11 protein-coding genes and 2 tRNA genes are annotated in these 14,294 nt (G+C 41.3%); 5 read left to right on the forward strand and 8 right to left on the reverse strand.

The window, feature by feature from the left end; all coding sequences use genetic code 11:
- Positions 1-535: 535 nt before the first annotated feature.
- On the reverse strand, positions 536-1,390 hold the full coding sequence (gene pssA, locus H5114_RS04160) for a CDP-diacylglycerol--serine O-phosphatidyltransferase (protein ID WP_259395230.1): 855 nt from the start codon (positions 1,388-1,390) through the stop codon (positions 536-538).
- Between the two features lie 99 nt (positions 1,391-1,489).
- On the opposite strand from pssA, the gene H5114_RS04165 reads away from it, so the two are divergent.
- Positions 1,490-1,933 (forward strand): DUF4124 domain-containing protein, encoded by a 444-nt coding sequence (locus tag H5114_RS04165; RefSeq protein ID WP_182722300.1) that lies wholly within the window; start codon positions 1,490-1,492, stop codon positions 1,931-1,933.
- A 62-nt stretch (positions 1,934-1,995) separates the two neighbouring features.
- On the opposite strand, the gene clpB is transcribed toward H5114_RS04165, so the two are convergent.
- From clpB to rluD, 3 genes are all read right to left on the reverse strand, one after another.
- Positions 1,996-4,569 carry an ATP-dependent chaperone ClpB gene (clpB, locus tag H5114_RS04170; RefSeq protein ID WP_124018017.1) on the reverse strand — a complete coding sequence of 858 codons (2,574 nt, stop codon included), beginning with the start codon at positions 4,567-4,569 and terminating at the stop codon, positions 1,996-1,998.
- A 165-nt stretch (positions 4,570-4,734) separates the two neighbouring features.
- Positions 4,735-5,463, reverse strand: a complete 729-nt coding sequence (gene pgeF, locus H5114_RS04175) for a peptidoglycan editing factor PgeF (RefSeq protein ID WP_182722301.1) — start codon at positions 5,461-5,463, stop codon at positions 4,735-4,737.
- The gene (gene rluD, locus H5114_RS04180; protein ID WP_124018019.1) at positions 5,463-6,437 is read right to left on the reverse strand and encodes a 23S rRNA pseudouridine(1911/1915/1917) synthase RluD; all 975 of its coding nucleotides are present in this window, start codon (positions 6,435-6,437) and stop codon (positions 5,463-5,465) included. Before rluD ends, pgeF begins: the two co-directional genes overlap by 1 nt.
- A gap of 123 nt (positions 6,438-6,560) precedes the next feature.
- On the opposite strand from rluD, the gene H5114_RS04185 reads away from it, so the two are divergent.
- From H5114_RS04185 to H5114_RS04195, 3 genes are all read left to right on the forward strand, one after another.
- On the forward strand, positions 6,561-7,322 hold the full coding sequence (locus H5114_RS04185) for an outer membrane protein assembly factor BamD (RefSeq protein ID WP_124018020.1): 762 nt from the start codon (positions 6,561-6,563) through the stop codon (positions 7,320-7,322).
- 317 nt (positions 7,323-7,639) lie between these two features.
- Positions 7,640-7,715: transfer RNA gene (locus H5114_RS04190), tRNA-Phe, on the forward strand.
- A 60-nt stretch (positions 7,716-7,775) separates the two neighbouring features.
- Positions 7,776-7,862, forward strand: a tRNA-Leu gene (locus H5114_RS04195).
- 146 nt (positions 7,863-8,008) lie between these two features.
- On the opposite strand, the gene recJ is transcribed toward H5114_RS04195, so the two are convergent.
- The 4 genes from recJ to brnQ all read right to left on the reverse strand — a co-directional run bounded on the left by recJ (position 8,009) and on the right by brnQ (position 13,031).
- The gene (gene recJ, locus H5114_RS04200) at positions 8,009-9,733 is read right to left on the reverse strand and encodes a single-stranded-DNA-specific exonuclease RecJ (RefSeq protein ID WP_182722302.1); all 1,725 of its coding nucleotides are present in this window, start codon (positions 9,731-9,733) and stop codon (positions 8,009-8,011) included.
- Between the two features lie 115 nt (positions 9,734-9,848).
- Complete coding sequence (dsbC, locus tag H5114_RS04205) at positions 9,849-10,577, reverse strand: bifunctional protein-disulfide isomerase/oxidoreductase DsbC (RefSeq protein WP_124018022.1); 729 nt, start codon at positions 10,575-10,577, stop codon at positions 9,849-9,851.
- Positions 10,578-10,704: 127 nt separating this feature from the next.
- Positions 10,705-11,610 carry a site-specific tyrosine recombinase XerD gene (gene xerD / locus H5114_RS04210; protein WP_182696649.1) on the reverse strand — a complete coding sequence of 302 codons (906 nt, stop codon included), beginning with the start codon at positions 11,608-11,610 and terminating at the stop codon, positions 10,705-10,707.
- Between the two features lie 89 nt (positions 11,611-11,699).
- Complete coding sequence (gene brnQ, locus H5114_RS04215) at positions 11,700-13,031, reverse strand: branched-chain amino acid transport system II carrier protein (protein ID WP_235781757.1); 1,332 nt, start codon at positions 13,029-13,031, stop codon at positions 11,700-11,702.
- Positions 13,032-13,510: 479 nt separating this feature from the next.
- Here brnQ and H5114_RS04220 point away from each other — a divergent pair, with 479 nt between their 5' ends.
- Positions 13,511-14,266 (forward strand): tRNA1(Val) (adenine(37)-N6)-methyltransferase, encoded by a 756-nt coding sequence (locus H5114_RS04220; protein WP_124018024.1) that lies wholly within the window; start codon positions 13,511-13,513, stop codon positions 14,264-14,266.
- The last annotated feature ends 28 nt before the right edge of the window (positions 14,267-14,294 follow it).

Consider the following 14,294-nt stretch of genomic DNA (forward strand, 5'->3'; position numbering starts at 1 on the left):
AAAGAACGTGATGTCGATTTTTCAGACATCGCCGTAAGACGCTAGGTCGTTGGCTTGGGGTGCGTATTCTACGCTTTCCCGTGTCGGCGTCAAGTGTTTTTTCAAACTTTCTTTTCGCCTTGAATTCAGTGTTTTGAAGCACTTAATTCAACCTAACACGCTAACCGCTTTCGCTGTCTGCCGTGTCAGTGGATGCGCATTATAGGCACCACAAGATTTTGTGCAAGGCCTTTTTAAACGTTTTTAGCAAAACAGCATTCAACCGAACACTATTCAAACAACACAGTACTAAAATCATTCAATGAGGTTTATTTTTATGCAAAATAGCTATTGGTAACTGGAACCTTGCAATCACCCAGATCCCCTTTTAATACCAATAGGGATAAAAACTATAGTACAAACTTTAAGGATTGGACGAAAAAGACATCATTTTATTAAGTTTTGCGAGAAAACCCTAGCTGGCTTTACTCTTTATACCTATTAGCAATAACGGTGAACCCTGTTGATAAGCACTATGCTAATAATTGAGTGTATTTTAAGTTTCACTTTTCTTATTTGCATTATGGCTATTACCACCTGCGTGAGTGATGTCATTAGACGAATCTGGAATTGGGGTTTGTTGTAGGTCTGGTGCGATCGGCTCATCACCAACAATATGCGCTACTTTTAACTTCTTTATGGTGTTAATAGTAATCACAGGACCAGATAGTGCATATATATAGAAACCAAGGCAAAGGATAATAGCAGGTTCAACAGAGATAATGACAAATACTCCCACCAGCAATAACATCACGACAAAATTCACTTTTCCTCGCCAATCAACTTCCTTAAACGAGTGATAGCGAAAATTACTGACCATGAGCAGTCCAGTCATTGTCGTTATTAATGCAGCGAGATAATTTATGTCTGTAGGATCGAGCTTATATTCGGATCCACTCCAAATACTGCCAGCAATTAATGCCGCAGCAGCTGGACTGGCAAGGCCTTGAAAAAATCGTTTGTCAGCAACACCAACCTGAGTATTAAATCGAGCTAATCTTAATGCTGCGCATGCACAATAGATAAATGCCGCTAACCAACCTATTTTACCTAAATCCTGTAAAGCCCAGTTGTAGACAAGAATAGCTGGAGCCATGCCAAATGAGACCATATCGGCCAAGCTATCATATTCAGCACCAAAATCACTTTGAGTATTTGTTAGCCTAGCAACCCTGCCATCAAGTCCGTCACAAATCATGGCAATAAAGATAGCAATAGCAGCAGACTCGAAGTGACCATTCATAGATGAAATGACAGCATAGAAACCGGAAAACAATCCAGCTGTGGTAAATAAGTTAGGTAATAAGTAAATACCTTTATTTTTTACTGGGTGATTGGGTGAATTTTGCATACACTTTATACACTATCGTTGCAGATGTTGGATTTATACTCAAAGATAGCATATTTTGAAACGTTCAAGCATAACGTCAATTAGCTCTAGGATACTCAAATGGGAATTATGCGTTTAGTTATCAGTTTAGCCGCTTTAGCATTTAGCACATCCTTATTAGCAGGGACTATTTACACTTGGGTAGATGATGCTGGAGTTGTACATTACAGTCAGCAACAACCCTCAAATGTAGATGCTCGCAAAATTTATACCGAAGATATGGAACCCGCAAAAATTGGCACTTATGTGCCCCAAAAAAAATCTTCTGCTAAGGTTGAGACTGAACTAGAGAAATCGGCAAAAATTATCAACGAAAAAGATAAGCAACAAGCCAAAGATATCTGTGAAAATGCTAAACATAGCCTCAGTGTGTTACAGACTCACAGCAAGTTAAATCAACAAAATAAAGACACTGGTGAGACTGTTGCGATGACGGAAGAGCAAAGACAAGCTGCAATAGCCGAAAATACCGAGCGAGTCAGCTTATTTTGTCAGAGTAAATAATCGAAAAAGGGAGCAATTGCTCCCTTTGTTATAACGACATTAGATGTTCAGGTTAGCGAGTCTTATTGAATGAAGGCTAGCTTGCCATCTTCCACAACGACTTTAATCATTTTACCTGGCAGTAATTGGCCGCGAAGTAGTTTTTGCGCTAAAGGATTTTCTACTTCTTGTTGCAATGCTCGTTTTAATGGCCTTGCACCATATACAGGATCAAATCCAGCTTCAGCAATTAAAGATAATGCGTCATCAGATAACTCTATATCGAACTCTTTTTCAATCAAACGCTTGCGCAGTAACTCGAATTGAATACTGGCAATGTGTTTAATGTTTTCTGCATCTAAGGGATGGAATACCACAGACTCATCGATGCGATTTAAAAACTCAGGACGAAAACTCTGCATCACCACATTCATGACTCCCGCTTTCATATCCTCATAACTTGTATGACCAAAGCCCTCTTGGATAATATCTGAACCGAGATTTGAGGTCATAATGATAACAGTATTTTTAAAGTCAACCGTTCTGCCTTGGCCGTCGGTTAACCGACCATCATCTAAGACTTGCAGTAATACATTAAATACGTCTGGATGTGCTTTCTCAACTTCATCTAACAAAATGACTGAGTAAGGTTTACGTCGAACGGTTTCGGTTAAATATCCACCTTCTTCATAGCCAACATAACCTGGAGGTGCACCAACTAGACGAGAGACTGTGTGCTTTTCCATAAACTCAGACATATCAATACGCACTAAGGCTGACTCAGTATCAAACAAAAACTTGGCTAATGCTTTGCACAACTCAGTTTTACCGACGCCGGTTGGACCAAGAAATAAAAACGAGCCGATTGGACGTTGAGGATCAGCAAGTCCTGCACGACTTCGACGAATGGCATTAGCGACTGCATCAACAGCTTCATTTTGACCAATAACACGATGATGAAGCGCATCTTCCATGTGCAATAGCTTTTCTCGTTCACCTTCAAGCATTTTTGATACCGGTATACCGGTAGCTTTTGATAACACTTCGGCAATTTCAACATCGGTCACTTTATTGCGCAGCAATGTCATGTCTTGCATTTCAGCCTGTGAGGCTAAATCTAACTGTTTTTCAAGTTCAGGGATCCGTCCATACTGCAATTCTGACATCCGCGTTAAATCACCCGCACGCCTAGCCACTTCTAAGTCCATTCTTGCCTGTTCTAAATCGGCTTTAATGTGTTGGGTGCCCGCTAATGCAGCTTTTTCGGTATGCCAAATTTCATTCATCTCAGCCGCTTTACTTGCAACGTCTCTTAACTCAAGTTGCAAAAACTCGAGACGTTTACGGCTGGCCTCATCAGACTCTTTACTTAACGCCTGCTCTTCTAATTTAAGCTGAATAGCACGACGCTCTAATCGATCGAGAGCTTCAGGTTTAGAGTCAATTTGCATTCTAATACTCGACGCAGCTTCATCAATTAAGTCGATGGCTTTATCGGGTAGTTTTCGATCAGAAATATAACGATGTGACATAGTTGCCGCGGCTACAATGGCAGGATCGGTAATTTCCACATGGTGATGTAATTCGTAGCGCTCTTTTAAACCACGTAAAATAGCAATAGTGTCTTCAACACTGGGCTCATCAACAATCACTTTTTGAAAGCGACGTTCTAGTGCTGCATCTTTTTCAATATATTGACGATATTCATCCAGAGTTGTTGCACCGACACAATGTAAATCACCGCGTGCTAATGCAGGTTTGAGCATATTACCCGCATCCATTGCCCCCTCACCTTTACCTGCGCCGACCATGGTATGCAGCTCATCAATAAAGAGAATGACTTGGCCTTCTTCTTGAGAGAGTTCATTTAATACCGCTTTTAAGCGTTCTTCAAATTCGCCGCGATATTTGGCGCCCGCTATTAACGACCCCATGTCTAATGATAATACCCGTTTATTTTTAATCCCTTCAGGGACTTCACCATTAACAATGCGTTGTGCTAAGCCTTCGACAATAGCCGTTTTACCTACACCGGGTTCACCAATAAGTACGGGGTTATTTTTAGAACGGCGTTGTAAAACTTGGATCGTGCGGCGGATTTCTTCGTCACGGCCAATAACAGGGTCTAATTTACCTTGTTCTGCACGTTCGGTTAAATCAACGGTAAACTTTTTCAGTGCTTGACGTTGATCTTCTGCATTAGGATCATCGACTTTCTGTCCACCGCGCATATCTTCAATGGTTTTTTCCATTAATTCTTTAGTCGCACCAGAATCTTTTAAGGCTTTGGCAAGCGGATCGTTATTTTCCAATGCAGCCAAAACAAAGAGTTCTGATGAAATATATTTATCTTTACGTTTTTGGGCTAGTTTGTCGCACAGGTTAAGTAATCGAATTAATCCTTGCGCCAACTGGACATCCCCACCCGTGCCTTCAACTTGCGGTAAACGCTCTAAGTCTTGGCTAATTGCAGAGCGAAGCGCGCTTACGCGAATACCCGCTTGAGTGAGTAGAGAATGAATAGAGCCAGAATCTTGATTTAATAGTGCCATCATTAAATGAATAGGTTCAATAAATTGATGGTCGCGCCCCAATGCTAATGATTGGGCATCAGAAATGGCAATTTGAAACTTATTAGTCATACGATCGAGTCTCATACAACCTCCTAGGAATCTGATACTGATAAAATGGGAAATTAATTCAGAAACGAATAATTTGTTAACTTAAAGATGGGGCCATTTAATGTAAATTCAAGGTTAAAACTTAATCTAGATCAACAAATCGATTATTTTTTAGACTTGGATACTGTCAATAATAGCAGGTTAAGATTTAAGCCAAATTAATGATGCCATTCGACCTGTTTGCTGATCGCGGCGATAGGAAAAAAAATGTGGATCTGCAAAGGTACAAACATCGGCATTATAGGTTTGATGTACACCAGCTGCAGATAAGCGCAACTTAGCTAATCCGACTAAATCTCCGAAATATTTGGTGTTATGAGGGACAAAGCACTTTGAAGCCTGTGGATCTTTACTCATAAAAGCATCGCGCACTTCACTACCCACTTCAAATGCACTAGGGCCAATTGCTGGTCCAAAGTAAGCGATTAATGTTGCCGCTGGAGACTGAAACATCGCTAATGCTTGCTCGATTACTCCCTCACATAAGCCACGCCAACCAGCATGAACAGCTGCAACTTCAGTGCCCTGTTGATTACATAATAATATCGGTAAACAATCCGCAGTCATTACCGCACAAACATGACCAAACTGATTACTGTAACTGCCATCGGCAAAGGTTAAAGCACTATCAGCCGTCAATGTTTGAAGTTCGACAATGTTAGTACCATGAACTTGCTCGAGCCAAGTAGGCTCTGCCGGTAATGCAAATTGCTGACTTAATATAGCACGATTAGTCAATACATCTTGAGGCTTGTCGCCTACATGTAAGCCTAAATTTAAACTATCAAAAGGACTAACACTAACACCACCAAAGCGATTTGTTATCGCAATGGCAACATTTTCAGGTATTGGCCAATCGTGCTTAAGCATTATAAATAAACTATCGGGTTAAGCTCAGTGTCAACTCGTAGTGCTTTTGTCAGCTCAACCATGTCATCAGGAATAGGCGCATGCCAAGTCATGATTTCACAGGTAAACGGATGAGCAAGTTCTAAACGCACCGCGTGTAAAGCTTGACGCTTAAAACCTTTGAGTAATTCAAAAAACTCAGGGCTAGCTGACTTAGGTGGGCGAGGACGACCACCATAAACAGGATCGCCAACTAACTCATGACCAATATGCGCCATATGAACACGAATTTGATGTGTACGACCAGATTCCAAACGTAAACGTAAACGAGTATGAGCACGGAATTTTTCAGCCACACGGTAATGAGTCACCGATGGGCGACCGCCATGGATCACTGCCATTTGAGTACGTCGAGTAGCATGACGCTCGATAGGTTCATCAACCGTGCCACCAGCAGTCATAGTGCCCAATACAATCGCTTCGTATTCACGAACAATATCGCGAGCTTGTAATGCGGCAACTAAATGCGTTTGCGCTTCAACCGTTTTGGCTACAACCATTAACCCAGTGGTGTCTTTATCTAAACGGTGCACGATACCAGCGCGTGGAACGAGCTCGATACTAGGACAATGATGCAACAGTGCATTCATCAATGTGCCGTCGGCATTGCCCGCACCTGGATGCACAACTAAACCTGCTTGCTTATTAACCACGATAATATGATCATCTTCATAAATAATATCGAGATCGATTTTTTGCGCTTGTGCACGCACTTCTTCTTCAAGAGTGGCGGTCACTTCAATCAGTTGAGTTTCGAAAACCTTTTCCCGTGGCTTGTCGACTGTGATACCGTCAACAGTAATTGCACCAGATAGGATCCATTCCTTGATGCGTGTGCGCGAGTAGTCAGGGAACAAACCAGCTAATGCTTGGTCTAATCTCAGACCAGTTTGTGTTGCTGTTATCTCGCTTTTTAGATTAATCTCTTGTGTCATAGGAACCGTACCCCAGTTTAGGGGTCCAAAGTGAATGTGCTATCTGTTACAATCGGATGTTTTCTATTTTACCGTGAAATGGAAAAATTCTTAACAACAACTTAAAAAGAATTAAATTCAAGTATGAATAAAATTGCCAAAGGTGCCGCCCTAGTATTACTTTCACTGGCTATAACAGCCTGTAGTAGCAGTCCTGAAGACGATGATGTTGCCAGTAAAGCATCACCTGAGGTCCTGTATTCTCAAGCAAGAACGTCAATGGAATTAGGTAATTACTCTAAAGCCGTCCGTTCACTTGAAGCATTGGACTCTCGTTTTCCATTTGGTCCGCACAAAACTCAAGTTCAATTAGACTTGATTTATGCGTATTACAAAATGGATGATGCTGCATCAGGACTTGCCAATATTGATCGCTTTTTACGCCTCAATCCAACGCATCCTAATATAGATTACGTCTATTATATGCGTGGTTTAACGAATATGCAGGCAGATAATTACTTATTTCACGATTTAATGAATATTGATCGTACCGATCGTGATCCTAAATATGCCCAAGATGCATTTAAAGATTTCGATAGATTGATTAAATCGTATCCAGACAGTAAGTATTCTGCTGATGCACAACAACGTATGCAGTTCTTAAAGAACCGTTTAGCTAAATATTCTATCCAAGTTGCTGAATATTATATTAAAATGAATGCATGGAGTGCTGCTGCTGTTCGTGCTCAATCAGTGATGGAGAAGTTTCCAGGCACGCCTTCAACCGAACGAGCATTAGAAATTATGGCTCAAGCGTATGAGGAGCTAGGTCAGGAAAAGCTTCAACAAAACGTCAAAACAGTAATGAAAGCTAACTTTCCAAATAATGAGCTTGTATCTAACTAGTCAAATGACAGCAACTGGTATTTAGTATTAAACGCTCCTAGGAGCGTTTTTTTATACCTAACTCAACAATATCAGCAGATCTCATCGCTACATAGTTAACGGTATTTTTACTTTGCGTGCTGATGCCACGGGTAAAAAAGGCACCTTAACATCATTTAATCCACTAACCATCATGAAATGCAATATTGATTACAATACGATGCTTTGGCCGAATAATATTCGATACGACCAAAATACGTTCAAATGAAACAAATTTTGATAAAAACATTAAAAACAAGTTGACTCAACAGGTCAAAATCCTTTAAATTGCGTCCGTCGCCCGAATAGCTCAGTCGGTAGAGCAGAGGATTGAAAATCCTCGTGTCCCTGGTTCGATTCCGGGTTCGGGCACCATATTGATATTGGTGGCTACTGCGACTAATAAAAATAAAGTTGTTTCGCGATACATGTTTTGCAGGTGTGGTGGAATTGGTAGACACGTCAGCTTCAGGTGCTGATGCTCGCAAGGGCGTGGAGGTTCAAGTCCTCTCACCTGTACCAAATAACTTTATAAAATTTAACAAAAAGGCCTCGCATTGCGAGGCCTTTTTGTTTTAGTTGTATCGACAAGTTAACGCTACAGTGCTGTTGCTCTTAGAACACAGAACAAACCTAAAGCTCTAAGCTAAATAACAGTTAAATTGCGATCACAAGGGTTCAATGTAATCCACCATTAACTGCACGGTTTGGTTACCTCTAAACTCATTCACATCAAGCTTATAAACCACTCGAGCATGTTTAATCGTTGCATCTGGCCATATGGCTAAGTCCACATTAAAGGCAATTGCATCTAACATAGTGCTGCCACACTGCGTCTCTAATAATAGCTTTAAGTGTTTCTCGCCGACGATACGCTGCTGGACAACATTAAACATGCCATCAAATAGCGGCTCTTCAAATGACTGCCCCCAAGGCCCAGCATTACGTAATAAAAAGGCCATATCGAGCGTCATTAAATCACTCGGTAACTCACCATCAGACAGAAGCTCTCCTGTGAGTTGCTCATAATCTAATACCTCCCTTACTGCATCATCAAAGGCTTGGGTAAAGAGTTCAAACACATCAGCTTTTAACGAGAGTCCTGCCGCCATCGCATGGCCGCCAAATTTAGTTATCATCCCTGGATAGAGGCTATTGATACGCTCGAGCACATCGCGCATGTGCAAACCCTTAATTGAACGAGCCGAGCCTTTAATCGTCCCATCACCGGCATCTGCAAAAGCAATAACCGGCCGATGATAGCGATCCTTAATCCGTGAAGCCAAAATACCAATCACCCCTTGATGCCAATCATCCTGAAAGATAGCAATCCCCCAAGGTAAATGATCCTCATTTAGTGATACTTTCGATAGACTCTTTAATGCCTCTTGCTGCATACCCGTTTCAAGTTCACGGCGCTCTTGGTTCAAGCCATCTAATTCGGCAGCCATTCTTCTTGCAAGCATGATGTCTTCACACAGTAAGATCTCAACCCCTAAAGCCATTTCATCCAAACGACCAGCAGCATTTAATCTGGGGCCCACCGCAAAGCCAAAATCGGCGGCAACCATCTTTTCAGGGCTACGTTTTGCCACTTCAAGTAAAGTAGTAATACCGACACGACAACGACCACTTCTAACACGCTGTAAACCTGCATTAACTAAAATACGATTATTAGTGTCTAGCGACACCACATCAGCAACCGTCCCTAGAGCGACAATATCCAATAATGAGCCGAGATTAGGCTCTACAATGTGTTGTAGTTGATACCAATTACGCTGCCTTAATTCGGCGCGCAGTGCTGACATAAGATAAAATGCCACCCCAACACCAGCAATAGACTTACTGGCAAACTGACACCCTGGCTGGTTTGGATTTACAATAACATCAGCGTTAGGCAAGGTATTACCGGGCAAGTGATGATCTGTCACGACAACGGTCATCCCCAATAACTTGGCTGCAGCCACGCCTTCAATCGAAGAGATACCATTATCAACAGTAATTAATACATCGGCATTTTTAGAGTATGCCACAGCAACAATTTCAGGACTTAAACCATAGCCATAATCAAAACGGTTTGGAATGAGGTAATCAATATTCTGAGCCCCCATCATTTTCAGTGCCAGCATACATACACTGGTTGAGGTAGCACCATCAGCGTCAAAATCCCCAACTATGAGTATCGACCGCTGAGCAGCAATGGCATCGGCAATGACAATGGCAGCTTCCGCTAGCCCTTTCATCGTCTCGGGGCGTAATAACTTACTGAGTAATAAATCACAGTTGTCTTCAGTCACGCCACGGCGAGCATAAAGTTGTTTCAATAATGGTGATAATGAGGCGGGTAAATGGCTATCATCAACCTGAGGACGTCGGACTATTCTATGAGACAAAAGGCAACCTTAACCGGGTAATATGAGAAATAAGCATAACAAAAAGGTGAGCCTAAGCTCACCTTAATTTTACGTTTTTAGCACACGTTTTACGACATTGATTTATCAATATGCTTTATAAGTTTGCTTCTATCGTACGTAATAAGTCAGCTGGCGCTTGATAACCCGGCACCATAACACCATTTTCTAAAATCAACGCAGGAGTACCGTTAATACCAAAAGATGTGCCTAACTTATACTGGGCAGCGATATCGATATCACAACTCGCGGCAGTGACCTTACCACCTGACTTTGCTTCTGACATCGCTTTGAGAGGATCTTTAGCACACCATACCGCTTGCATCTCATCAGCATTAGCAGAAGGAATACCCGCACGAGGATATGCTAAATAGCGAATGGTAATACCTAAATCATTATAGCCTTGCATCTGACTGTGTAGCTTACGGCAATAACCACAATCGACATCAGTAAACACAGTGACAACGTGTTTCTCATTTTTAGCTTTATAAACCAACATCTCATCTTCAAATGGTTTCAACAGTTCGATACGAGGACCGGCCAATGCAGCCTCGGTTAAATTTTTCATCCCTTTGTCGATATCATACAGATTGCCATGAAACAGCTTAGCGCCATCTTTGGTCACGTATAACACTCCACGATCGGTTAGTACTTGATATAAACCATCAATTGGAGATTGTTGAATTAACGACACATTGACACCCAAGGTATCTGTAAGCTTTTGCTTTAATGCAGATTCATTTGAGACATCAGTCGCAGGTGCAGCTGACACAATAGGAGCAATAACAAGGCTGGCAACAAGGGCTAATGTTTTGGTTAACTTCATGATAATTCCTAAATGGCACGGGTTAAGTTCAATAGACCCGACTTAGTGAATAAAACTTACAGACTTAGTTTCGTTAACGCAACTAGACTGACATGCTTAAAATGTAACGATTTGATCATTATCGCACTCAACCGCGCGGATGATGCTGGCTATGCAATTGTTGTAAACGCACTTTCGCTACATGAGTATATATTTGCGTGGTGGATAAATCACTATGTCCCAATAAAAGTTGGACAACCCGAAGATCTGCACCGTGATTCAATAAATGAGTAGCAAAAGCATGCCGTAACGTATGCGGTGATATATGACAGCTAATCCCCGCCCTTGCAGCATACAACTTAACCCGATGCCAAAAGGTTTGCCGTGTCATCATTTGCCCTCGTCGTGATGGAAATAATACATCAGACTGCTTCATACTTAATAACTCAGCACGAGCAAACTTGATGTACTGCTCAACGGCTGAAATAGCCAACTCACCTAAAGGAACTAAGCGCTCTTTGCCGCCTTTACCCATCACCCTGACCAAGCCTTGACGCAAACTAATTTGCTCCATGGTTAAACTGACCAACTCGGTTACACGCAAGCCGGTGGCATATAAGAGTTCCAACATGGCTTTATCACGATGCTCAATAGGTTCATCGGTATTCGGCTCAGATAATAAGCTGTCAATTTGTGCCTCCGACAAGGTATCAGGTAACTGACGCGCGAGCTTTGGCGACTTAATTAATGCGGTCGGATCTTGGCTAATTTTTTGCTTCACTAATAAGTAAGCATAAAAACGCCGTAAACTGCTAAGCAATCTAGCGGTACTGCTTTTGGCAAATTGTTTATCAAAGCGCATAGCTAGATAGTCGCGTAATTGGGCTTGGTCAACATCGAGTAAATGGATCCCTTTAGCCGATACATAACGATCCAAATGTTGTAAATCAGTACGATAGGACACCAAAGTATTGTCACTTAACCCCTTGGTTGACCATAGATCATCAAGAAACTGGTTAATTAATGGATCCGGTTGATAAGCAGGTTTGGCCAAAGCATTATCCAATAAATAATAAAAAACGACGTTAGATAATTTATCATAACGTCGTTATATTGATGGGTATATTATGACTTATTTAAAGTTTAAATATCGGCTTTTTGAGGCATATTTTTAGGTAAAAACAAACACACTATCGCCGTTAACGCCGTGGGTAGCAACCAAGCCATTCCCTCGGCATGCAATGGCATAAAATCAAGGAAACTCATGTCCATACCAGCGGTTTGTAACCCGTCAAAAATACCAAAAAATAGTGCAACACTTAACACAATACGATGCGAAAACTCAGGTCTAGCAAAACGCTCTGTTAAAAACGTTACTAATACCAAGGCTATGGCGACTGGGTAAATGGTCATTAGCACTGGAATACTAATGCTAATTAACTGAGTTAACCCAACGTTAGCAACGGTAGCACAAATCACACTGAGCAAAACGACCAACAATTTATAAGACAAGCTTGGCATTAACTCGTTAAAAAATTCAGAACAAGCTGTGACTAAACCAACCGCAGTCGTTAAGCATGCTAGCGTTACTACCGTTGATAACATTAATGTGCCAATTGAGCCAAAATGATAAGTGACATAATTAGTTAAAATTTGACCACCATTGTCTGCGCCAATAGCAAAATCGCCAGCAGATGCACCAAGATAAAATAGCGACACATACACAAACGCGAGACCACCAGCAGCAATAAAGGCTGCACGGACTAAATACTTAGTTTGATCGGCAGCGTCGTTAACACCTTTTTTGCGTAACAAATCAATAATCAACATACCAAACATCAATGATGCCAGGGTATCCATGGTGTTATAGCCTTCAATTATCCCTTTTGTTAATGGATTATTAATATACTCACCAACGGGTAAATTTACCGCTGCACCGGGGAGAATAATCACTGAACTGGCTAAACCGACTAATAATATAATTAATACTGGAGTAAGTATTTTACCTACGCTATCGAGTAATTTGCCTGGAAATAAAGATAAAAACATCACAACAGAGAAAAACACTAACGTATAAATCAATTGCGCAATATTAAACTCTTGCCCACCGAGTAGCATCAATGCATCAGGGTGACTAATAAACGGTCTTGCACCAATTTCAAACGCCACCAAAGCAGTACGCGGGGCGGCAAATGCAGGGCCAATAATAATATAAATCGCCACTGCTAATGCGGTGGCAGCAAAGGCTGGTAATAACGCCATCACTTTACCGTTGGCTTTCGCCACGGCGATTAAGCCTATCAAAGGCATTCCTACTGCAGTTATTAAGAATCCAAACATTGCAAAAGACATATTCTCGCCAGCAAGCATGCCAGCAAAAGGTGGGAAAATTAAGTTACCCGCACCTAAAAAGAACGCAAAGGTCATAAAGCCTAACCCTAGCGTATCAGTTACACTCATTTTAGTTGTTTGCACTACTAGCCTCGTTTTATTGTTATGTTTTTTAACAAACCTAATTGATTACGCTTTAATTAGCTACTGATGAGCTGAACGAGCAATAAATTGTAAAGTTAAAAATACACTTAAAAATAGTAAAACTTTTTTTGAAAGTAACGAAATAAATCGCTAGCTCAGTACTCAGCATCACATCCCTGTCAAAACAGTCTTAATTAGACCTTTTACTCAGCTTTAAGCCTAAAAAAGTGCGCAAACTAATAGCAAACATCGCTTAAATACTCAAGCTTCAGCACCTCATAAAGGCAAAATAAACGATTTAGTTACTATTTATGGCAAGACTTGCGCACATATTCACCACACCTATGAATGTTAAGTTAATTAACATAACAAAAAATCAACCACGATAGAGGTCGGTAATTAAAACGCGACAGTAAAAACTAAAGCAGTTATGATCCCGTCCGAGTCATTCAAACAGCCGAAAGAGTAATCAATTATCTATGTCTTTTACGTTTAAACAATTTCATATTGATGATAAAGAATGTGGTATGGCTGTTAGTACAGATGCGGTTTTACTCGGAGCTTGGGCTGAATTAACACAGTCGAACCATATTCTTGATATTGGTGCAGGAAGTGGCTTACTCAGCCTAATGGCGGCCCAACGCAGCCCTGAACACCGCCGTATTATTGCTGTAGAAATAGACGCTGCAGCAGCTAATGCTTGCCAACATAATATTAGACAAAGCCCTTGGCCTGAAACGGTACAACTCTTCCATGGTGCAATTCAAGATTTTCAACTACAGCACCTCAACGATTCGGCGCCATTATTTGATCATATTATTTGTAACCCGCCCTACTTTGAGCAAGGTACCCAGGCTAAAAATAGCGCTCGAGCAGACGCAAGACACACGAACACCTTGTCTTTCGGTGAGTTACAAAGCGTGATCAGCAAATTACTTGCTCCCCAGGGCACTGCAAGTGTTATTTTACCGCAACAAAGTTTAGCGAGCTTTACACAACAACTTAATGCTTATGGTTTATTCGTTGCCAAGCAACTTGATATCATTAGCATTGAGGGAAAGCTCGCTAACCGATCAATATTGGCCATTCAGCATCACCTAGCGGTAACTGAACAACCAATATTGACTGTTCCACCGGTTGAAACTCAGTATCAGCAGATGACGATCCGCGATAAACAAGGGCGATACAGCGAAACGATGATAGATTTATGCCGCCCATTCTACTTAAAGCTTTAGCCTACTCATTAGGTCAGCTATAATACTC

The sequence above is a fragment of the Shewanella sp. SR43-8 genome, assembly GCF_014163775.1.
In the GTDB taxonomy this organism is placed as follows: domain Bacteria; phylum Pseudomonadota; class Gammaproteobacteria; order Enterobacterales; family Shewanellaceae; genus Shewanella; species Shewanella vesiculosa.